Below are 20505 nucleotides of genomic sequence, written 5' to 3'. Positions count from 1 at the left end.
GTTCAGCATGAATTGTTTTCCATTCGCTAAATCAAGAAACAGATAGGAAAAAAGTTAGTAATCGATATCTTTTACTACAAACAAATAAAGCCCGAGCAGTTGTGTTATGCCCGGGCTTTATGCCATCCTTGTATTTACTTGATCTCCCGGATATCCCGGACCGATTTTCTCTCCAGCAATTTAGGCTGCAGCATCACATCAAACATCGGACTATCGTCGCCCTGCATCATATCCAGCAGCATTTTGCAGGCCATCTTCCCCATCTCGTAATCGGGCTGCTTCATCGTTGTGAGCGGCGGATGAATCATCTGTCCCACATCAATGCCGTCAAAGCCCATCACCGAAATTTGCTCCGGCACCTGGATGTCGCGCTGCGACAATTCGTTGATCACCCCAAAGGCCATCATGTCGTTGCACGCAAATATCGCCGTCGGCTGCGGCGAATGTTCCAGTAGTCTCTGCGTGAGCTGCTTACCCGTGTCGAATTCGGTGATAGCATTATACACTTCCTCGGTCGGGGACTCGACCACCAGCGGCTTGAGACCCGCGTCCTTCATCGCCGACATATAGCCCTGATGAATGCTTCGGCGGCTTGGGCGATCCAGCTTGGAAGTGACGTAACCGATGCGCGCATGCCCCTTCTCCTGCAGATGCTTGGTTGCGATGTAACCAGCTTTGTGGTAGTCGAACTCAATCTGGTTAATGTTGTCCTCATCGATCTTCTGATCGATGGCGATGACGTTCAGGCCAAGCTTCATCAACTGGATCAACTGGCTCTTATCCTTGGAGATCGAGGAGATGATCAGGCCTTTGACCTGTTTCTCCATGATCGTCCTTAGATACTCGTCTTCCAGCGATGGATCTTGCAGGGAATTGCATACGATTACCGTAAAACTATTCTGCCGAGCCACCTCTTCGATCCCGAAAATGACGGAAGAATAAAATGGGTTCACAATAGAAGGAATGATGACTCCGATCGTATTACTGCTATTCTTCTTCAGCTGCTTGCCAAGCATATTCGGAATATAATTGGACTCCTTCGCGATTTTCTGGATGCGCTCTTTAAGCTCCTTGCTGACAGGATAACTGCTGTTGCTTAACACGCGCGAAACCGTCGCCGAAGAAACATTTGCCATCTTCGCTATATCATGTATCGTGGTCGGCTTCTTCATAGGATCCCTCACTTATAGTAATCGTTTACTATTGTAAAGTATACAAATAGCTGACATAGAAAGCAATAAACCGATGAAAATATCCTTAACGCTCATGCCCGATCCGCAGATCCCGCATTTCTCGGCTATAATCCCATTGGCAGAAACGTTATATTTAGCCGCTGAATGTGACGAACGCCAATATCGATTAGTTTTCCGTGCCGCTTGCAAACAAAAAAAGACCGCCGGGTCATCCCCGGCGGCAAATATATTGGTGGAAGGAATTTCATGGTTCAGTAGGAATAAGGAGCAGCTAAAAAATGACTGAGACTGAGATTACACTTCAGGTGTTCCGTAGGTTGCAAACCAACCCTTAATGGTATTGAAATCATCCGTAAAGGACAGGGAGAGCAGCAGCAGAACGCGGGCTTGCTGAGGACTCAGGTTGTCACCTGAAATGATGCCTTCACCGCCGCCGTATACGCTGCCGGAGCCTGTACGGGTCGTTGTTACGAAAACCACCCCCTTCTCAATGGCTTCCTTGCGGGCCGCGCTCATCTCTCTCGAGATGCCGCCTGCACCGGTACCGGAAGTAACAATGCCTTTAGCTCCGTCTGCCACAAAGCCTCTAATCGCACCACCGCCGGCTTCCTGATAGGAGATTGCAATTTCAACCTTCGCCAGGTCCTCTTTCGTGATTTTGCTCAGATCAAATACCGGTTTGCCTTCCCCTTCCGCCTTCATCGCTCGAAGGGGAGCACGGTATATTCGAATATTCTCATCATCGATATATCCGACGGCGCCCAGCATAGGCGTTTCAAACGTGTCGGTACGGTAGTCATTGGTCTTGGTTACGCCGCGCGCCAGATGAATCGTATCATTCAGCATAAGCACCGTGCCGAAGGATTCCGTGCGGCCGCTTCCAGCCAGCTTGATGGCATTGTACAAGTTCGCCTGCGCATCGGAGCCGATTACCGTCCAAGGCCGCATGGAGCCGGTAATGACTACAGGCTTGTCGCTTTGCACCGTCAGATCAAGGAAGTACGCAATCTCTTCCATCGTATCCGTCCCCGTCGTTACCACGACACTGTCATAGACCTCAAGCGCATGGTCCACCGTCTGGGACAGATCATACAGGTCCGCCATCGTATACGCGCTTGATCCGGAATTGCCGAACTGGAGCGTGCTGATATCCGCGATCTTGTCCGTATTGGGAAGCTCGCCCACCATATCTTCGATCTTCAGCGTACCTGCCCGATAAGATTGGAAGCTGGTGGCATCCGTCGATTGGCCCGCCAACGTGCCGCCAGTCGCAACCACCAGCACGTTGGGCTTGGTCGATTGCTTGGAAACTTCCGATAGAGGAGGTACCGTCGTATTCCTTCCCGGCGCTGCAGAGGTCTGTACGGGTGCAGCCGTACTAACCGTGCCTTTCACTTCCGTTACCGTGGTAGCATGTGCCGCATAGGTTCCAAGAGGAGATAAGGAAATAACAAAAGCGGTGAATGCAGCGGTACTCCAGACCGCTAAAGGACGTTTGGACTTTGGTTTCATCATGGCACTCTCCCTTAATGTTATAATATGTTACATATAAATATGTATTTGTTAGAGTTATTCTATTTAATGTTATTTAATATAACAAATCGAACATATGATAGAGAAAACGTTTACAATTAAAGATAAACATCAATATCATTGAATTTTCACACTTTTTCAATGAATTTAAAATATTATATTCCAGAATAAGGGAGTGCTTAAATGATATGATAGATGCGGATTGTGTAACATAACATTACATATGGATTAGCCACTCAACTTTTTAAACCGATCCTTTGAACACAAAAAAGGATAGCCCCTCATCATACGATTGGACTATCCTTGTACATACTGTCGTTGGTTATCGATCTAAGTTCATACCGGCATCATCATGCGTCATAGGCCATAATGTTATCAACCACGATGTGACTGATCGAATAGGAGCTCGCTACCGCGCGTTCTCTTAAAAGAAATCAATGAACTTAAGCTCCCTACGCACCGTCAGACTCTGCATTGGTATGGGTCGTTATATGGAATTCCTTCATCATGTTATGGAAGCGTGCACCGAAGCCTTCGGCGGCCTCCAGGAAATACTGCTGCTTCACGACAAAGCTGCCGCCCTGCCCGTTATCAAAAACGTAATATCGTATCACCGGATCATCCCACGCTTTACCGCCGGTTCCGCCTACTGCACGCACCTCCCAGCCTTGAATCGGTTCATCCACCAGATTCGTCTCGACCTTCGGATACTCTTGCAGTTCCGCCTGGATCTGCTCCGCAGCGGTCTTCGGATCCATGCCCGCCTGCGAAATTTCCATGAACACGTCCGGATAGCGGTCATCCGTCGGTTTCTCCTTCAATTCGATGCGGTCCACGCCCGATTCATGGACCATTTTAAACCGGCTCTCATCAATATAAATCACATAATCCGCACCCTCATGCAGCTGATCTACGCTCGTTTCCGGCGTACCCTCAAGCTCCTGCTCGACCGTTTTCTGAGGAGCAAACCATTCCTTCACCTGATCAATAAACGCCTGAACCGGTGCCGTCTGGAAGCTGACGGTCAGCACAATGGCTGCCGCAGCGGCGGTTCCCGCAATCCATCCTGCCGATCTTCGACCGGAACGGCGGCGTCCTTTCGATTCCCGCGGAGCAAAGGCTGTTTCGGCTTCCACTGGCCGCTGGGCTTGCTCGCTATGAATCCGCTCCTTAATCGCCGTCCAAATTTCGTCTTTTTGTCGCATCGCGTCATCCGTACCCTTTTTCAAGCCGTCTTTAATCTCTTGATCCAATGGATCACGTCCCATGCTGATTCCCTCCCCTATTCTGCAGCATCCATTCCTTCAACTTCTTTCGGGCTTTGAACAATCTGGACTTCACCGTGTTAACATTCAGCTCCATCATGTCCGCGATATCCTTCTCGGCAAAATCATTCAAATATTTCAAGATCATGGGAATCCGGTGCTGGTCATCCAGCCGCTGTACCATCTCATATATCTCGCCGTGCCGGTCAAAATCGTAGGTGTCGGTTTCCGCGGGAAGATCCCTCTCCTCCGATATCTCGGAAGGCACCACTCTCGCATGTTTCTTCAAATATCGGTTGCACTCGTTATAGAGAATCCGGTTGAACCACGGGTCAAAGGGTTTGCTTCCATCATAGGCACCGAGGTTTCGGTAAACCCGGATAAACGTTTCCTGGACCACGTCGGCAGCGCTTGCCGGACTTCCGGTTACTGCGGTAGCCGTTCGAATCGCCCGATCCGCGTATAACCGGTAAAGTTCTTCGAACCATTCGTCACTGTATTCCGTCTTTAGTCGTTGTATAAGGTCGTGTACCAAACCGCGCTTTCCTCCTTTCACTTGGCCAATCACTTACAATACCCCGCCATGCGGGTAAAAAGTTTTCGAATGCGTCATTTTTATAGTATGGCAAAAAAAGGATACCCCGATTACACGCTGTTCGGAATATCCTCTACACCATATCGATCCTTATACAGATTAAACCTTCCCCGCTTCAATGCCATACAACTGCCTTACTGCACTGCCAAGAATATGGGTAATCATCAGGGCAATGCTGCTTGGAGACTGTTGCATCCCGCTTTCTATCCAATGCAGGAGAATGCTAAGGTTCGAGGCAGCAAAATAAGCGATCATAAAATCCTTCGGCACAATCGTCTCCGCTAAATCGGGCCTGAGATCAAGTATTTTAGAAATATGCTGGGTCTGCAAAAACTCCTTGATTTGTACCGCAAAAGCAGGGTCGCCCTTAGGACCGAGAATCACCCGAAAAAAATCGGCATGTTCCGCATAATATTCGATCACGTTCACCATGGCGGGATCCGGCTCGCTCCTCGCTGCATAGGACAAATATTCATAAGGATTCAGCTTTTCCATTCTACTCCTCAATCCCTCCCACACTTCACCTTTAACTTGTGAGAGCAGATCGACTGCATCCGTATAATGCAAATAAAAGGTGCTGCGGTTAATGTCGGCTTTTTCAGTCAAATCGCTTACGGTGACACGGTCCGGCCCCTTCTCCTCCATGATCTCAATTAATGCTTTACGCAGTTGCTCCCTTGTCCTTGCTTTACGGCGATCCAGTTTCTCTGACATGGCGCAATCTCCTCTTTTAAAAAAAGTCATTTATAAGAAATTAGACAGTTCCGGATGAATGTATCTACTATGCAACACATTGAAAAAGATTGCGGATTGATCCCATGTATTCCCTATTATATGATCCCATTGTAGTCAATAATCAACATCAATGTCGATTAATTCGATTAGAAAAAGCAAATACCTGAATGTTCGAATGTCCAAATCTTCGATGAAGGAGGGGCAGGTTATGAAAAAAGCTGCATTACAAATTGAAGGTATGAGCTGTGAACTGTGTGTCATGTCGATCGAATCCGCGCTGCGGGAGCTAGGGAGCAAAGGTTCTGCAGATTTGGCAAGCGGTACAGTAACGGTAGAATATGATGAAAGCCAACAATCCCTGGAGAAGATAAAAGAAGCGATTGAAGAGCACGGATATAAAGTCCTGCAGTCATGAAATCAATCCAATGGAGGTGACCCGGATGAGCAGTCCGTGGGAATACTTTACGCCGGAGCAGCAGAACAAATTAAAACAGAAGTTCGAGCAATTCGACCCGGAGCAGCTGAAGCGAATGAGAAAAGAATCCAATGAAATCCTTGGTAAGCTGCGAGCCGGATTGGAAGCAGAGATACCGCCAACCGACCCAGCTATCGTCTCATTCGCTCGGCTTCTTGAGGAGCAGAAAGCGCTCTTTCATGATCATGATCCTGAATATGAACGAGCCATTGAACGTTTTCATCTAGAACACCCCCATCAGGAAGATCACGGAATCGACTTAAGGTTTTATCAATATATTCAAAAGGCCGCATCAGCCCGGTAACGTTGTGAAACAAAGGGATATCTCGAGCCAAAACTCGGATATCCCTTTGTTGTTTCGTATAGATGGTTAATACTCAAGCATGGACTGGGGCAGGTTCCATCGGCTGTGCCTGATGGCTCACCGGCTCGACCTGCTCTGCCTTTCTCAAGTGCTTCTGCCCGCGCCAGCGGAAGAAGGACAGCACGCCCCGCAAATACTCGTCGGCAATCATGCAGGAGTATATGCCGATGAGCCCCCACCCCATGTGAATACCGAGTACATAAGAGAGCACGGTCGCGACCAGCCACATCGAGCCAAGGGAAATATACATCGTAAACCTTGTGTCTCCGACCGCATTCAGCGAGTTGCCGAGTGCCATGTTGAGCATTTTGCCAGGCTGGAGAATCAGATTCATGCCCAGGAGCGATGCACCGATCGCAATGATGGTTTTATCGTCCGTAAACAGCCCCAGCAGCTGCTTCCCGAACACATACAGCAGGAAGGCATTGACGACAACGTAAATAGCCCCGATGCCCAACGCGCGGTACGCGCTCCGATAAGCCTCCTTGATCCGGCCTGCGCCGAACAGATGCGCGATCTGAATCTGGGCAGCCATCGCGATCGATGAGCCCAGCAAGAAACAGAAGGATTCCAGGGTATTCATATACGTACGTGCTGCCAGCTCGGCAGCGCCCAGCGTTGCAATGAAGGAATAAATGATCAGCTGCGTAAACACCCAGCAAGACATATTGATGCCGAGCGGCCATCCAATCTTAAGGATTTCGCCGAACAGCGGACGGTCAAACACCCGGAATTCGTTCCATTTGATCCGGTATTCAAATGAACGAAGGAATATATACAGCAGTAAGAGCACAGCGAGCAGCCGGCTGACCACCGTCGAAATGGCGACGCCGGTAAGTCCCCACTGCGGGAAGCCGAAAGCGCCGAAAATAAACCCATAGTTCATAATGACGTGAATGATATTCATTCCGATCGCTACATACATCGGCGCACGCGTGTTGCCGGTGTTCCGGATGACGGTGCTCATCGTAGCCATCATGGCAATCAGCACCATCCCGCCGCCGACAATGGAGATATACGTTCCGGCTAGCGGAAGCAGGTGATCCGGCAGCTGGAGAATCGAAGCGATGGCCTCCGGCATCGCAAACAATATGACGCTGCACACCAATCCGATGATCGTGGTGGCACTCACCGCCATGATGCCGATCGTTCGGGCATCGCCCGTTTTATGCGAACCGATCTTCTGGGCGATGAGAATGCCGGCACCGCTGGCAACCGTCATGAACAGCGTTGTCATGGCTTGAAACAGCTGATTGGAGAATCCGACCACCGCAACCGCATCATCGGAAATCCGGCTGACCATCAATGTATCCACCGCTCCCAGCAAAAACTGCAGGAACAGCTCGATGAATATGGGCCATGCAAGAACCCATAATGTAAATTTGTTTGTGTTTTTATCCAACATTCCAACCTCCACCCATGATGTAAGGGTTAAACACAATTCATGATGAAACGGTCTTTAACCTTCTCAAATTATAGATGGTATACTGGAGTTATAATATCATTTTCCGAACGAAAACTATCAAAATTCAAACCTCACGAATCACGAAAGGGCTTTCTTATGACGATCCTGAATTTTACCGTTCCGCCGCTGCCGGAATACATCAATAGCGGGCTTACCCGGGCCCCCATTCACAGTGGACATCCCAACCGCAAGAACATTGGCATCTTTGATCTGCTCGTGGTCATGAAGGGGCAGCTCCATGTCACGGAGAATGGCAATCCTTATGAAATCAAACCTGGCATGTTCCTCATCCTGCGTCCCGATACGCATCATTTCGGCACGAAGGGATGTACGGAGGAGACCGATTATTACTGGCTTCATTTCCAAACCTCCGGGGACTGGCACGCGGACGAAGCCTGCCAATCGCCTAGAAGAGAAGAGGCTCCGGAACTGAAGGCGATGACGCCGAACTATTTTTCCGTCAACATCCCCCAATTCGGTACCCTGCCTCAACCGGAAAAGGCCTTGGAGCTTCTGGCTACCATGTCTTCGTTGGTTCAGTACGGTCACCAGGCCAAATTTCTGTGGCGGCAGCAGGTGGTGTTCCAAGAGCTCATCGAGCAGCTGGCCGCCGCACTGGATACGCCGGTGTCCTCCCCTTCCTCCGCTTGTGCCGAGCGGGCCGCGGCTTATCTGCGGAAGCATTATCGCGAAGAGTTCAAGGTGCAGGAGCTGGGTGAACGTATTAACTTCCACCCTGTTTATATCGCACGCTGTATGCAGAAGGAATTCGGCTGTTCGCCCGTTGAATATTTGCAGCGTTACCGGATCGAGCAGGCCAAAATGCTCCTCATGCAGACCGACTTCAGCATCAGCCGGGTTGCTGAAGAGGTTGGTTTCAATCATGCAGCGTACTTTACCTCCTGTTTCACAAAGCAGGAAGGGATCTCACCGCGTAAATACAGGCAGCGGTTCTTCATGAATTAATTCATTTTTACGCAAAATCTTAGAAAGTGGCTTGCAACCTGTGCGGGAAGTCTTTATAATGAGAATTAACCATATGATAATGATTATCATTACCGGACAAGTGAGAATGTGTTGAGAATGGACGTTTAAGCTCCTACACGCTTCGCTTGGAGAGTTTATATATAAAGGAGAGCCGATTGACTTATGAAGACGACTTCCCGCCGCTGTTCTCTGCAAATCGATGATTATTTGGACCTGCTGAACCTCGCCATCCAGCTTGGAGACGTGAAATGGCAGAAAGAAATCACCCGCAAAATGGAAATGACGCTGTCTACGCTGGAGACTGCAACTCAATAAATAATATCATAGGGATTACATAATCCTGCATATAGGAAGACACCCGATCGCGAATTCCAGGCATGTCCCAGGAAAGCCGATCCGGTGTCTTTTTTTCTGCGAATAGAATAAACGATCCAGTCACGGGACTGGATCGCCGGTTCTTTAGCTGCCTCGAATTTGGCGCCACATCGTCACCATATCGATCCAACCGCGATGTTCGGTTATTTTACCATCGGATACCCGATATTGACGGTACAGCGTGACATCAATGGTATTCCCTGTTGGAGAGCTGCCAAAAAACATGCCGGTATGCGTACCTTTTACACCCATTCTGACTAATACCTTATCCCCTTGGGCGATCATCTGTTCCACGTTATAGTGTTTATCCGGAAATGCCCCCAGTATGGTTAAGGCAAATTGTTTCAGACCTTCTTTCGATTGATAAGAATGCTCTTGATAATCGGCCGATAAAAATTGATCCGTGCTGTCCATATCACTCTGATTCCAGAAACTCTCGATAAACGCGGATACCGTTTCCATATTGTTCTGTTCTATTGTTTTCATCATATAACATCTCCTTTGTTCGTTGGGCTTTCCGATTGCTATGCCTGCTATGCCGTTAACATCCGCAGCTACTTTGCCTGGATTTGGGGCAGCAGCGTCCCTGTATCGAACCAACCGCTTTGATCTGCAATCTTCCCATCTACGATATGAAATTCCCGGAACTGGGTAATCTGAACGGATTTGCCCGTCGGCGGGTTTCCTGCAAAGTTGCCGTTATGCGTTCCTGTAATAACGATCCTTGCTATGACCTTCTCCCCTTGGGCTAAGGTCTCGGCTAGTATATAGTGTTGATTCTCGAAGGCTTCTGCCATCTGTTCAGCAAAAAACTGATCCGTATGATAAATATCCCCTTTATTCCACATCTCCTCAATCTTTGCGGTCACCATTTCGATATTGTTCTGCTCTATGGTCTTCATGAAAAACATCTCCTTTGTTGGTTATTTGCATTATGAAGCAGGCTGCTCTTTATCCCTCAAACAGAGACAATGGGATACTATCAGCTAATGCCTTATATCCTTCATCGCTAAGATGCAGATGGTCGCCAAAATCATAGGCGGGAAGCAGTTCGTTGGGAGCTTCGGGATTAGCTAATGCCTTGTCAAAGTCAAGCATTCCATCGAATACATGTTGAGTACGGATCCACTGGTTCACTTCTCGGCGAACCCGTTCCTTTTCCTCTGAGTAATACTCTGCTTTGCCAAACGGAGTGAGGGTACCTATATAAATGCGCACCCCCTTCCTTTTCGCTACAATAGCCACCTCTGTCATGCCTGCCACAATTTGATCTGCGGTCGCATCCCCAGAGCCGATATCGTTAATGCCCTCAAAAAAGATCATGTCTGTAATTCCCGGATGAGAGAATACGTCGCGATCCAAGCGTGAAAGCACATGTTCTCCAGCTACGGGTAGACCAACGTCTGGACCGCTCTTTAGAATCTGATTCCCGACGATGCCGGAATTAAGGACCGAAATTCCCCGGTCAGACCATTCCTGAACAAGACGATCGTAAAAAAAGTCGGGCCAACGGTGGTTAGCATTTGAGGTGGACGTGCTCCCTTCTGTAATCGAGTCGCCCAGGGCAACAATCACACGTGAATCCCATTCCTGTGACAAAACCTCCATACCGGATATCCAGTAGCAGGAGTGGGTCTTTTGCTTAAAGAAATCGGCACTGCTATCCGAAGCGTGGTCCCCATCGGCAATATAGGTCGATTGAGGTGGAGAAAAATGCCACGTGGAAGTTTTAGTTGGTTTAGGTACATATATACTTATGGCCACATCCACAGCTCCGCTCACGTTAAGATCCACGGGGTCGGTATAGATTTCTTGACCGGCCGGAATGATGATTGTGGCTTTCCCATCGATTGTGACATGTCTATTGCTGCCTGGAACCGTATGCCCATCTTTAATGGAAAGCGCTACGTTAACACTGCCGAATAAAACCTGTTCGGAACCATACAGATTGGATAGCTTTAATCGTATGGTCGAGCCGGCTGAATGGGGGTGTACAATCATGCGGATGGTCTGGTTATCAAATGTGTCGATGGCGAATCTTGCATCGTAGTAGGTCTGACTTGCAAACCAAGCCCAACCAACGATTGCCCGACTCTACAATGGCTGCTCCCGTCTTCCTTATGCTTGGTTGAATAACCTCCAAATGAATCCTCCTTTCCGCTTGATACGTTACTATATAGTCACGTATTGGGCGCGTCGTTATCAAGTTACCTGTAAATGCGCAGTTACCCTCAGCACGATTCGCGGATTTGGAATCCGCCAAGTCCTGTTTTACCGTAGTGACATGACATCAACAGTAAGCATCCGGGTCAGGTCCAGGAACTTCTCCACAGCACCTTCAACCCTCTCCCTCATCCCCGCATCTAACGGAACACCATCCGGATCAAAACCGTGGGATCCCGCTCCGATAGAGATCCACTCCGGACTGTTAACCCCGTGCAAATTGCGTATAATACTCTGTAGATGAGTCAGCGAACTCACTCCGACCGGTCCGCCCGCAGAACTCACGGAAAGCACCGGCTTACCCGATACATGACTTGCATTCATGTAATCCAGGGCATTTTTGAGCACCCCTGAAATCGAGCCATGATATTCCGGCGTTGCGAGGATCAACCCATCCGCGCTTTTGACCATTTCCAATACATACTGGACGTTGGGATTCAGTTCCTCAGTGTCAGGCGAATATAACGGTAACTCCAATTCCTTCAATTCAATACATGTGACTGAAATTTGGTGACCTTGCAGCAGCCTCCCGATATAGCGAAGTAAAAACGTACTTGTGGCTCCTGCGCGATTACTGCCCGCGATCATAACAATTTTCATATGTTTCCTCATCCTCCCTGTACTTTTTAACCCATATGGATTCTTAATCATCCAGACCTATGCAATTTGCTATTCTGCTTCGTCACTTTCTTACCTCCCTATTAGTCCATTCAAATGCCTTAAGCTGACAAATGATTCGGTGTATGATAATATGTGACTATACTGTCACGTTTATAATACGTTACCATTTAGTCACGTGTCAATAGCCATTTAAATTTTCTTAGCATGCTGTTAAGAAGGAGATGTCACGATTGGAAAATGAAATCTTTAAAGCACTGGCGGATCCCAGCCGGCGAATTCTCTTGGATCTGCTGTATAAATCAGATGGGCAAAGTTTAAGCGAACTGTGTGTTCCCCTGGAGATGACCCGATTCGGTGTCATGAAACATCTTCATATACTGGAGGAAGCCGGTCTTATCACAACGAGAAAGGTCGGCAGGGAGAAGCTGCATTATCTGAACTCCGTGCCGATCCGTCAAATATACGACCGGTGGGTCAGCAAATACGCTGAGCCCTGGGCCCTGGAATTAACATCCCTTAAAAATGAATTGGAGCGTGAGCCGAATATGGAACAGAAACCCCGGCATGTAAACCAGATTGCTATTAAAGCAGCACCCGCGCAAATATGGCGCGCCATTACCGATCCGGCCAAGACATCAAAGTTCTGGTACAACTGCTCCATCCAATCCACCTGGGAAATCGGTTCTCCTTTCGAACTTAAGAACCCCGAGGGCAAGGTACAAGCAGAAGGGAGCATTATAAGCTTAGATCCTCCGCATAAGCTGGTCCTGAGCTGGAGGATGTTAATAAATGATGATACTGCCAGCGAGAATCCCTCACGCATTACGTGGGAAATTGATCCCCATGCTGAGCTTGATGGTGTGACCCTTGTAACGGTTATTCATGATGAGTTTGAGCAGGCCAAACATACGGCGAATACGCTCAAGCTAGGCTTGCCGATTGTACTGTCGGGATTGAAAACCTTACTTGAAACGGGTTCAACGCTTACTAGTCCATAATGGCATCAACGGTGAAAAACGGATTCGAATGTAAAATAACAGACGCCATTTCATATTAGAGGGAGAACCCTGCCGCTTGACGGTCAAGATTCTCCCTCCTTGTATAAGACAATATGATTATTGCTGCCATGTCCTCCCGGCATTTTCCAAACTACCCCTGCTGCAATCCCGCACCCGTTTGTACCTTGATCCGGTATTCATGCGGCGAGATCCCTTCCAGCTCTTTGAATACGCGCGAGAATTGCTTGGTGTTCTCGAAGCCGACCGCTTTGCCAATGTCCGCAAGCTTCATGGTACCGTCCAGGAGCAGATCCTTGGCCTTCGTAATCCGCAGCTTTTTAAGATAAACCACAAAGTTCTCACCCGTATGGGCCTTAAACGCTTCACTGAAATAAGAATAATTCAAAGACACATAATTGCTGACCATCGCCATGTTCAGCGGCCTGTGATAATTCTCCTCCATGTAACTCACCGCTGCCTTGATCTCGGAATGCTCACTGTGGGCGGAACGAATCCCTTTAACATATTCATTCACATGCAGCAGCAGATGCTCCAGATTCCTGAAATACGTATGGAAATGACGGTAATTGTCCATTGTCCCTACCTTGCGGTACAGCTTCAACACTTCTACCATGGATTCCCCGTACACGCGGAACACCTCATCCAGCACCTGCTCATTGATTTGCTTGCTGACATGTTCCAAATAATCGATAGCCACATGCGGCATATCCCCGATATGAAAAATATCCAGCAGCAGCGCCTTGATCTCCCGCTCCCGCTCCGTGCCGAGCATGTTGCCCAGCTTGCGGATGCTCTCTTCCGGCACTGGATACGTGCGCAGCTCCCCCTGAATATCATCATGGCTCATCAGCCTGACGTTGGGATGGATGAACGTATAGCTCAGAGCGGTCAGCGCCTGAATGTAACAGATCCGAATATCTTCGATCCGGAAGCCTTCCCGGCTAATGCCCACGAAAAGCCCGTCCATCTCCCGTTCGGTAAACTGCCGTGCCAACTCCTCGAATTGTCCGTCCGGACTGCCGATGAGCACGATCCTCCCCTTGCTGTCCAGAAAGCAAGCGTTGATCCGTCCCTCCACTGAAGCCCTCATGTTATCAATCAATTGCTTCAGCTCATCCTTGTTCATGGGATTGCCGTCTTCGTACTTATATTTCATCACAGCGACTCGGAATGGCTTCACGAACGAATCAAACCCGATTTCGTTCGCAGCAGCCCCCATGTCCATCCCCTGCCCTTGGGGCAGCTCCAGCAGCTCCTTCAGCCGATGGGTCTGCAGCTGCTGAAGATACACCTCGCTGGCAGCCACCCGGTTGTGCACTTCCGCTTGCCGGATCAAAACTTCTTCTGTCTTTCGGAGGGCAGCGAACAGCTCATCCCGTCGAATCGGTTTAAGCAGGTACTCCTTCACCTGGTAGCGGATCGCCGCTTTCGCATATTCAAAATCGTCATATCCGCTCAAGATCAGAACGACGGGTTTCATCTCCAGTGTTCCTTCCAGTTCAGCAAGTGCCTCAATGAGGCGGATTCCGTCCATGACCGGCATCCGGATGTCCGTAATGACGATATCGGCCGGTGCCTCGCGGAAGGAATCCAGCGCTTCCTGCCCCTGGGCAGCCATGCGGATCTCGTACTGATCCGGGAATTCCCGTTCAATCATCGTTTTCAATCCATATCGGATATTCTTCTCATCATCCACGATCATCAGACTTCTCATGTCCACTGCCTCCTCCTGTTAACAGAACTTTAGGGAATGTCATGGTCACCTGCGTGAACTCCCCCTCTTGACTCTTCACTTCGATTCCATATTCATTCCCGTAGAACAACCGGATTCGCTGGTGCACATTCCGAAGCCCGATTCCTCCAGCCTGCACGCCGCCGCGCCCGTAATCTACGGAGGGGAGTTCCTCATTGTCCGCCGTTCTCAGAATCTCGCCCAGCCTGCCCAGTCGATATGGCTCGATCCCGATGCCGTTATCCGTGACGTTAATCGTGATCCGGTTCTCTTCCCATGCAATGGCATCAATCTTGATTCGCTTCTCCTGATCCGGGAACTCGGGCCAGGCATGCTTGACGGCATTTTCCACGATGGGCTGCAGCGACATTTTCAATACCTCGAGCTCCATGAATTCGGACGGAATGTTGAGTTCAAGCCGAATCGGCTCATCGAACCGGATATTCATCACATCGATATAGTTGCGAATATGGCGAAGTTCATCCCTAAGCTTGACATACTCCCCCGACCATTTGAAGTTGTAGCGCATCATCCCGCCAAGGGAGGTCAGCGCGTCCGAAATCGTGCGCTGCCCTTCGATTTCGGCCAGCATCTTAATATTTTCAAGCGTATTGTATAGGAAATGGGAGTCAATCTGGCTGTGCAGCGTTCGCAGCTCCGCTTCCTTGGTCACCGCTTGCTTGCGGATCCCTTGGGCAATCAGTTCATTAATGGTTCGGATCAGTTTGTTAAAATGATGCGCCAGTTCTCCCACCTCGCCGCCGCCTCGAATGGCAATAGTCGCGGTCACTTCTCCCTTGCGGACTCTCTTCATCGTTTCCGTTAAACGACGCAGGCTCTTCAGGATAATGGAATTTAGATAATAAGTAATGATCGACAGCAGAAAAATCAATACAATGTTCGCCGCTATAATCTGCCACTGGGCCTTGGATACGTTATTCAGTGCCCCCTCCAGGGAAACGACATTCAGCACGTGGGCATGAAGCCGCTCCATCGGCGTCGCAATTAGCAGGAACGAGGAACCGTCCAGGCTGAATCTGGCATGTATGGTCTCCTCCGTGTCGCCCCCCTGCAACTTCAGCTTTGCGAATTGAAGCTCCACCTCGTCCCGGAGTCCCTCGTGACTGGTCATGAACGATTGGCTTCGGTCCATGAACAGCTGCCCTTCCTGATCGACAATGACCATCTGCGAGCTGTCATCCACGATACCGGCAAAGGTCTTCGGAGCAAAATACTTGAGCAGCATATCCACCTGGATCACGCCACTGTAACTCCCGTTAAGGACTTGGCGAATCAAGGACACCTTCGGCAGCTCCTCCGACACGTCCGCTGCATAGCGCTGCAGGATATCAGGATCGCGGTGGTTGAACACCCACAGTTCTCCGCCATCCAAATCCTTGACTTTAGGGAACCAAGGCTCTTTAGCGATCCGTTTCTCCTGGAAAATAATCGGCCACATTTCCGTCACGTTTGAGTTGTTTGTATATAACCGAAGGTGCGTAATATTCGGATTGTTGGTTTGGATCCGCTGGATATCCTTAAAAGGCCCCCAGGCCAAATTCATCAGCCACGCCGGCTCGGGTTCTTCATGGATTCGGAGATAATCCTTGATGCCGTCATCCGAGATCGCCAGCTGTGCCGCCATTTCAATCGCCTCAATCTGATTCAGCATGTTCATCTTCTCGATTTCCAGTAGGAATGAGTTCTGGTTGAGCGCATCGCTGATATAGGTATCCCGAATCTGCTTGAAAAAATAGTTCGACACGATCATGCTCGGAATGAGCAAAATCAAGATATAGGCAGCAACCAAACGGCTCTGCATCGACCTGCGACCAAACCAATACGTAAACGATTGAATAAGCGATCTCATTCGCGTGATCATGACTGTCACATCCCGTTTTCATGAAATGACCGTAACCGAGTCCTGGATGGAAAGGCAGCATAGCTGATCGGATACCATCCTATATTAGCTCGTGATGCGACAAAAGGCACCCTATTTCGACAAAATCGATCATAGGGTACCTTGCGCCTGCATTCTGTTTTTTTCACGCTCGAGCGAAAATCCTTACTTCAGGAACTCCTCAAGCTTCTTGACGTTCTCTTCGTATTCTTTCTGTCTGTATTCCTGAACCTTCGCGAAACCGAGGGATTCACGTTTCGCTTGGTAATCGTTCCAAATTTGGTCGAACTCGGCATCGGTTTTGGCAAAGATCAGCTTCGGCAGGATTTTACCCCACTCGTTCAATACCTTGTCGTTAATGATGCCTTCCTCGGAGCTTGCATCCGGATCCAGTTGATCGAATTGCGAGAAGCTCTGGGTCTTGCCGCGAGTCCAGTCTTCCATCTGCTTGAACGGCTCCACGGCCGGAGGCGCCCAAGCCGGCGTAATGTTGGTATCCATCATCATCCAGAAGGTATGGGATGCGCCATACTTCTTGTCGAACGCGCCGCGGTCGCTGTTCAGCAGTTCTGCAACCTCAGGCAGGAATTGATCCTTGCCGTCAATCGTGTCCCATGTCACGCCTTTTTCACCAAGATAGGTATCACGCTGACCTTCTTCGGAGATCAGGTAATCCAGGAAGCGGATGGCGCGCGCTTTGTCTTTGACGTTCTTGGAGATCAGGGTAACCGTCCAGCCGGAGATTGAAGGACCCGACAATGTCGGCTGATCCAGATTGGAGTTAGCCGGTCCGTCCACTGCGATGTACACGGAGTTCGGATCGTTTGCATACAGCGCGTTCTGCTGGTTCGCCATATCGCTGCGTTGATATAGCATGGCGAAATAGCGGCCCTGTGCGATTTTTTCTTCCATCTGCGGACGTTTATCCACGAAAATATCCTTGGACATCAATCCTTTTTCATTCGCCATACGGAACGTCTTCAACCATCTTACATATTCCGGATCCGTGCTGCGGTCATACAGCTTTCCCTCTTTATCCTGCGGAATGGCGAGGAAGTTCTGCAGGTAGCCCTCGAGGGAACTGTTGCCTTTTTCATGGAAATCATGCAATCCAAACGGAATGAGCGGCTGTCCGTTCACGTCCGGGAACATTTTCTTGGCGTCCTCAAGCGCTTTCAGGAAACCTTCCGGCGTACGCATATCCGGGCTTCCGAGCGCCTCATACATGTCTTTGCGGACCAGGAACGTTTGGTTGGAGGTAATGTTATCGCCAAACTTCTCATAGTCCTTCGGTGAAGAGGAGGCATTCGGGTAACCGTAAATGTTGCCGTCATCCTTGGTGTACCACGACACCTTCGCAGGGTCGGTGACTTTATAGAAATACGGATCGTATTGGTCGGCCAGTTCGTTCAGCGGCAGAACGAGGTCTCCTTCGATCATTTTTTTGACAGCGTCTTCATACCATCCCAGCGTAATAAAATCAGGCAATGTGCCGGAAGCAATCATCGTATTCATCTTCTCAGCTTCGTTCCCTGCCGGTACGATGAAGTTGACATTCACTCCCGTCTTCTTCGTTACGTATTGGGAAGTAATGTCCTCGCCCCATTTGTTCGGGAACCAGGCAAAGTTGATGTACCAGTCAAATGTAATCGGGGATGTGTCGACTTCCCATCCCGGCTGATCCTGAGTCAATTTTACTTCTTCTGCCGGTTTGTCTTCCTCTTTTTCCGACGCGTTATTATCACCGCCGGACGAGCATGCTGTTGTAAAGGCCATGACCAGTGCGAACATCAACAACAGAAGGCTCTTTGGCTTAAGCATCTTGCTCATGTGTTTACCCCTTTTCTTATTTAGAAATATGATTATATAGAACTCCCGCCGGATTAGGCAAGAGAAGCTACCTGTAAAATATCCCCTCTCCCGGATGTTCCCGGGAGAGGGAATGCTGCGTTATCAGAGACCGAGAATTAACCTTTAATGGAGCCGATCATCATCCCTTTAACGAAGTATCGCTGCAGGAATGGATAAACGAATACGATCGGCGCCGTCGTTACGACCATGGTTGCCATCTTGATCGATTGGGAGGTGACTGTTTTGGCCACGCCGCCCGGCACCTGGGCCATCATCTGATTGGAGCTGGATTGAGCGACGACCTTATACAGATACGTCTGAATCGGCTGCAGATCCGTATTGTTGATATAGATGACGCCGGTGAAATAGTCGTTCCACTGAAACACCCCATGAAACAAGGCAATCGTCGCGATAACCGGCATGGATACCGGCAGCACGACCCGGAGGAAGATGGACCAGTCATTAGCCCCGTCAATCTTCGCCGCCTCCTCCAGACCGTCCGGAATTTCCCGGAAGAAGGTCATGAAGATGATGAGGTCAAAGAAACTGAACATGGCCGGTATGATGTAAACCAGGAAGCTGTCGAGCATATTCAAATCCTTGATCAACAGATAAGTCGGAATTAGTCCGCCGGTGAAAAACATCGTCACCGTTCCGAGCAAAATATAGAATTTGCCGCCGATCAGACCCTTCCGCGAGAATGCATAAGCCACCATGGCGGTGAAGAGGACATGGATGAACACACCAATGACGGTTTTGGCTACGGTAATGCCCATCGCCGTCATGATGCCGGAGCTCTGGAACACCGCGCTGAAATTCTCAAGGCTGAACATCCTCGGCCACCAGTAGATTCCTCCGCGCATGGCGTCCTGCCCGTCATTGAAGGCATTTACCAGCACGTACCAGATCGGGTAGATCGTCAGAAAGCATACGATCAGCATGCCGAAATTATTGAATATATCGAAGAAGGCTTCGCCTTTGGTTCTGCGCTTAAACATGGATTATTCGTCTCCCTTCTCGCTGCTCTCGCTAGAATAGTGATGTGTCGTTCAGTTTTTTGGTTACCTTGTTCGCGATCAACAGCAGGATAATCGCAATGACGGATTTGAACAATGCGACGGCTTGCGCATAAGAGTACCGTCCGTTCTGCATCCCGGTGTGGTACACAAAAATATCGATGACGTTGCTCGCGCTTTCGTTCAGCGAGTTTCGGAGCACCAAAATCTGATCGAAGTTGGAGTTCAGCACACCACCAACCGCAAGAATGAAGAGGATGGATATGGTCGATTTGATGCTTGGCAGCGTGATATACCACATTTTCTGAAACCGGCCTGCGCCATCAATCGTCGACGCCTCGTACATTTCAGGCGAAATGCTGGCAATGGCTGCCAGATAGATAATCGCGGACCAGCCAAGCTCCTTCCATATATCCGAAGTGATAATAATTCCCCAGAAGTATTTCGGTTCGGCCAGATAGGTGATCGGCTCATCGATAACATGTAGAGCCAGCAAGATATTGTTGATAATCCCGATATCCGCAAGCCAGGTCATCAGAATGCCGCCCAGAATGACCCATGACAGGAAGTGAGGCAGATAAGAAATCGTTTGAATGGTCCGCTTGTAGCGAACGGACCGGATTTCGTTCAGAAAGAGTGCAAAAACGATCGGAAGCGGAAATCCGATAAACAGCTTCAGCAAGCTGATCCCGAGCGTGTTCCGCATGACGTTTGTAAAGTCCTCGTCCGAGAAAAACTCCTTGAAGTGCGCAAGCCCTACCCATGGAGCTTCGCCAATGGACTTCACGATATTGAATTCTTTAAATGCAATGATGACACCGTACATGGGAATGTAGTTAAAGATGATCATCCACGCAACGCCGAGCAGCGCCATAATTTGGAGATGTCGTTGGCCGTAGAGCTTTCTGAGCCATCTTTTTCTGTCAAGCTTCTTCTGTACAGAAGGCTCCATTGAGGGACCGACACCGGTTTCGGAAACGTCGGCATGAAGTTGATTTTGCATGGTTATGACCTCCAGGTTGATCCTATCATTTTGAAAACCTTTACATTCTCTATGTTTATATTGTAGATCGTCCTTTCTCTGCACGAAAGGTTTCAGATTTCGTTTCAAGGGGCTCATTTTTCGGGTAGACTGCGGCATTTACGAAAAAATATT

At 49.2% G+C, this 20505-nt stretch carries 20 protein-coding genes; 5 read left to right on the top strand and 15 right to left on the bottom strand.

Annotation, left to right across the window (positions count from 1 at the left end; translation table 11 throughout):
- Nucleotides 1–134: 134 nt before the first annotated feature.
- The 5 genes from OHJ21_RS23050 to OHJ21_RS23030 all read right to left on the bottom strand — a co-directional run bounded on the left by OHJ21_RS23050 (nucleotide 135) and on the right by OHJ21_RS23030 (nucleotide 5300).
- The gene (locus tag OHJ21_RS23050; protein WP_100539942.1) at nucleotides 135–1172 is read right to left on the bottom strand and encodes a LacI family DNA-binding transcriptional regulator; all 1038 of its coding nucleotides are present in this window, start codon (nucleotides 1170–1172) and stop codon (nucleotides 135–137) included.
- A 315-nt stretch (nucleotides 1173–1487) separates the two neighbouring features.
- Nucleotides 1488–2708: an asparaginase gene (locus OHJ21_RS23045; RefSeq protein WP_486021237.1), complete on the bottom strand. Its 1221-nt coding sequence runs from the start codon at nucleotides 2706–2708 to the stop codon at nucleotides 1488–1490.
- 470 nt (nucleotides 2709–3178) lie between these two features.
- Nucleotides 3179–3994, bottom strand: a complete 816-nt coding sequence (locus OHJ21_RS23040) for a hypothetical protein (RefSeq protein WP_100539939.1) — start codon at nucleotides 3992–3994, stop codon at nucleotides 3179–3181.
- The gene (locus OHJ21_RS23035; RefSeq protein ID WP_486021236.1) at nucleotides 3984–4526 is read right to left on the bottom strand and encodes an RNA polymerase sigma factor; all 543 of its coding nucleotides are present in this window, start codon (nucleotides 4524–4526) and stop codon (nucleotides 3984–3986) included. Before OHJ21_RS23035 ends, OHJ21_RS23040 begins: the two co-directional genes overlap by 11 nt.
- A 159-nt stretch (nucleotides 4527–4685) precedes the next feature.
- On the bottom strand, nucleotides 4686–5300 hold the full coding sequence (locus OHJ21_RS23030; protein WP_486021234.1) for a TetR/AcrR family transcriptional regulator: 615 nt from the start codon (nucleotides 5298–5300) through the stop codon (nucleotides 4686–4688).
- A 229-nt stretch (nucleotides 5301–5529) separates the two neighbouring features.
- Here OHJ21_RS23030 and OHJ21_RS23025 point away from each other — a divergent pair, with 229 nt between their 5' ends.
- Nucleotides 5530–5736: a cation transporter gene (locus OHJ21_RS23025; RefSeq protein WP_100539936.1), complete on the top strand. Its 207-nt coding sequence runs from the start codon at nucleotides 5530–5532 to the stop codon at nucleotides 5734–5736.
- Between the two features lie 25 nt (nucleotides 5737–5761).
- The gene (locus tag OHJ21_RS23020; RefSeq protein WP_394057991.1) at nucleotides 5762–6100 is read left to right on the top strand and encodes a TipAS antibiotic-recognition domain-containing protein; all 339 of its coding nucleotides are present in this window, start codon (nucleotides 5762–5764) and stop codon (nucleotides 6098–6100) included.
- Between the two features lie 73 nt (nucleotides 6101–6173).
- Here the strand turns inward: OHJ21_RS23020 and OHJ21_RS23015 are convergent, their stop codons facing one another.
- Nucleotides 6174–7565 carry an MATE family efflux transporter gene (locus OHJ21_RS23015; protein ID WP_394057989.1) on the bottom strand — a complete coding sequence of 464 codons (1392 nt, stop codon included), beginning with the start codon at nucleotides 7563–7565 and terminating at the stop codon, nucleotides 6174–6176.
- 156 nt (nucleotides 7566–7721) lie between these two features.
- On the opposite strand from OHJ21_RS23015, the gene OHJ21_RS23010 reads away from it, so the two are divergent.
- Nucleotides 7722–8591, top strand: a complete 870-nt coding sequence (locus tag OHJ21_RS23010; protein WP_127593753.1) for an AraC family transcriptional regulator — start codon at nucleotides 7722–7724, stop codon at nucleotides 8589–8591.
- Between the two features lie 183 nt (nucleotides 8592–8774).
- Complete coding sequence (locus OHJ21_RS23005; protein WP_164817478.1) at nucleotides 8775–8927, top strand: hypothetical protein; 153 nt, start codon at nucleotides 8775–8777, stop codon at nucleotides 8925–8927.
- Nucleotides 8928–9071: 144 nt separating this feature from the next.
- On the opposite strand, the gene OHJ21_RS23000 is transcribed toward OHJ21_RS23005, so the two are convergent.
- The 4 genes from OHJ21_RS23000 to OHJ21_RS22985 all read right to left on the bottom strand — a co-directional run bounded on the left by OHJ21_RS23000 (nucleotide 9072) and on the right by OHJ21_RS22985 (nucleotide 11810).
- On the bottom strand, nucleotides 9072–9473 hold the full coding sequence (locus tag OHJ21_RS23000; protein WP_100540248.1) for an ester cyclase: 402 nt from the start codon (nucleotides 9471–9473) through the stop codon (nucleotides 9072–9074).
- Nucleotides 9474–9541: 68 nt separating this feature from the next.
- On the bottom strand, nucleotides 9542–9889 hold the full coding sequence (locus OHJ21_RS22995) for an ester cyclase (protein ID WP_326119056.1): 348 nt from the start codon (nucleotides 9887–9889) through the stop codon (nucleotides 9542–9544).
- 49 nt (nucleotides 9890–9938) lie between these two features.
- Nucleotides 9939–10988: an SGNH/GDSL hydrolase family protein gene (locus OHJ21_RS22990; RefSeq protein ID WP_486021232.1), complete on the bottom strand. Its 1050-nt coding sequence runs from the start codon at nucleotides 10986–10988 to the stop codon at nucleotides 9939–9941.
- A 270-nt stretch (nucleotides 10989–11258) separates the two neighbouring features.
- The gene (locus OHJ21_RS22985) at nucleotides 11259–11810 is read right to left on the bottom strand and encodes an NADPH-dependent FMN reductase (RefSeq protein ID WP_326111446.1); all 552 of its coding nucleotides are present in this window, start codon (nucleotides 11808–11810) and stop codon (nucleotides 11259–11261) included.
- A gap of 251 nt (nucleotides 11811–12061) precedes the next feature.
- On the opposite strand from OHJ21_RS22985, the gene OHJ21_RS22980 reads away from it, so the two are divergent.
- Nucleotides 12062–12829: an ArsR/SmtB family transcription factor gene (locus OHJ21_RS22980; RefSeq protein ID WP_486021231.1), complete on the top strand. Its 768-nt coding sequence runs from the start codon at nucleotides 12062–12064 to the stop codon at nucleotides 12827–12829.
- Nucleotides 12830–12980: 151 nt separating this feature from the next.
- Here the strand turns inward: OHJ21_RS22980 and OHJ21_RS22975 are convergent, their stop codons facing one another.
- The 5 genes from OHJ21_RS22975 to OHJ21_RS22955 all read right to left on the bottom strand — a co-directional run bounded on the left by OHJ21_RS22975 (nucleotide 12981) and on the right by OHJ21_RS22955 (nucleotide 20352).
- Entirely contained in the window at nucleotides 12981–14564 is a 1584-nt protein-coding gene (locus tag OHJ21_RS22975; protein ID WP_486021230.1) for a response regulator, read from the bottom strand.
- Nucleotides 14539–16464, bottom strand: coding sequence for a cache domain-containing sensor histidine kinase (locus tag OHJ21_RS22970; protein WP_486021229.1), 1926 nt, complete (start codon nucleotides 16462–16464; stop codon nucleotides 14539–14541). The genes OHJ21_RS22975 and OHJ21_RS22970 overlap by 26 nt, the downstream gene beginning before the upstream one ends.
- A gap of 183 nt (nucleotides 16465–16647) precedes the next feature.
- Nucleotides 16648–18312: an extracellular solute-binding protein gene (locus OHJ21_RS22965; protein WP_326111451.1), complete on the bottom strand. Its 1665-nt coding sequence runs from the start codon at nucleotides 18310–18312 to the stop codon at nucleotides 16648–16650.
- A gap of 137 nt (nucleotides 18313–18449) precedes the next feature.
- Entirely contained in the window at nucleotides 18450–19331 is an 882-nt protein-coding gene (locus OHJ21_RS22960; protein WP_326111453.1) for a carbohydrate ABC transporter permease, read from the bottom strand.
- Between the two features lie 31 nt (nucleotides 19332–19362).
- The gene (locus OHJ21_RS22955; RefSeq protein WP_100539925.1) at nucleotides 19363–20352 is read right to left on the bottom strand and encodes an ABC transporter permease; all 990 of its coding nucleotides are present in this window, start codon (nucleotides 20350–20352) and stop codon (nucleotides 19363–19365) included.
- Nucleotides 20353–20505: the final 153 nt, after the last annotated feature.

The organism is Virgibacillus sp. LDC1 (assembly GCF_025792345.1).
Lineage (GTDB): Bacteria > Bacillota > Bacilli > Paenibacillales > Paenibacillaceae > Paenibacillus_AQ > Paenibacillus_AQ lautus.
This window is presented reverse-complemented; position numbering and strand designations above follow the sequence as displayed.

Excerpts from the sequence above, each read along its gene's own strand:
- OHJ21_RS23050 (WP_100539942.1), bottom strand. The coding sequence starts at position 1,172 with ATGAAGAAGCCGACCACGATACATGATATAGCGAAGATGGCAAATGTT.
- OHJ21_RS23045 (WP_486021237.1), bottom strand. The coding sequence starts at position 2,708 with ATGATGAAACCAAAGTCCAAACGTCCTTTAGCGGTCTGGAGTACCGCT.
- OHJ21_RS23040 (WP_100539939.1), bottom strand. The coding sequence starts at position 3,994 with ATGGGACGTGATCCATTGGATCAAGAGATTAAAGACGGCTTGAAAAAG.
- OHJ21_RS23030 (WP_486021234.1), bottom strand. The coding sequence starts at position 5,300 with ATGTCAGAGAAACTGGATCGCCGTAAAGCAAGGACAAGGGAGCAACTG.
- OHJ21_RS23025 (WP_100539936.1), top strand. The coding sequence starts at position 5,530 with ATGAAAAAAGCTGCATTACAAATTGAAGGTATGAGCTGTGAACTGTGT.
- OHJ21_RS23020 (WP_394057991.1), top strand. The coding sequence starts at position 5,762 with ATGAGCAGTCCGTGGGAATACTTTACGCCGGAGCAGCAGAACAAATTA.
- OHJ21_RS23015 (WP_394057989.1), bottom strand. The coding sequence starts at position 7,565 with ATGTTGGATAAAAACACAAACAAATTTACATTATGGGTTCTTGCATGG.
- OHJ21_RS23010 (WP_127593753.1), top strand. The coding sequence starts at position 7,722 with ATGACGATCCTGAATTTTACCGTTCCGCCGCTGCCGGAATACATCAAT.
- OHJ21_RS23005 (WP_164817478.1), top strand. The coding sequence starts at position 8,775 with ATGAAGACGACTTCCCGCCGCTGTTCTCTGCAAATCGATGATTATTTG.
- OHJ21_RS23000 (WP_100540248.1), bottom strand. The coding sequence starts at position 9,473 with ATGAAAACAATAGAACAGAACAATATGGAAACGGTATCCGCGTTTATC.
- OHJ21_RS22995 (WP_326119056.1), bottom strand. The coding sequence starts at position 9,889 with ATGAAGACCATAGAGCAGAACAATATCGAAATGGTGACCGCAAAGATT.
- OHJ21_RS22990 (WP_486021232.1), bottom strand. The coding sequence starts at position 10,988 with ATGATTGTACACCCCCATTCAGCCGGCTCGACCATACGATTAAAGCTA.
- OHJ21_RS22985 (WP_326111446.1), bottom strand. The coding sequence starts at position 11,810 with ATGAAAATTGTTATGATCGCGGGCAGTAATCGCGCAGGAGCCACAAGT.
- OHJ21_RS22975 (WP_486021230.1), bottom strand. The coding sequence starts at position 14,564 with ATGAGAAGTCTGATGATCGTGGATGATGAGAAGAATATCCGATATGGA.
- OHJ21_RS22970 (WP_486021229.1), bottom strand. The coding sequence starts at position 16,464 with ATGATCACGCGAATGAGATCGCTTATTCAATCGTTTACGTATTGGTTT.
- OHJ21_RS22965 (WP_326111451.1), bottom strand. The coding sequence starts at position 18,312 with ATGAGCAAGATGCTTAAGCCAAAGAGCCTTCTGTTGTTGATGTTCGCA.
- OHJ21_RS22960 (WP_326111453.1), bottom strand. The coding sequence starts at position 19,331 with ATGTTTAAGCGCAGAACCAAAGGCGAAGCCTTCTTCGATATATTCAAT.
- OHJ21_RS22955 (WP_100539925.1), bottom strand. The coding sequence starts at position 20,352 with ATGCAAAATCAACTTCATGCCGACGTTTCCGAAACCGGTGTCGGTCCC.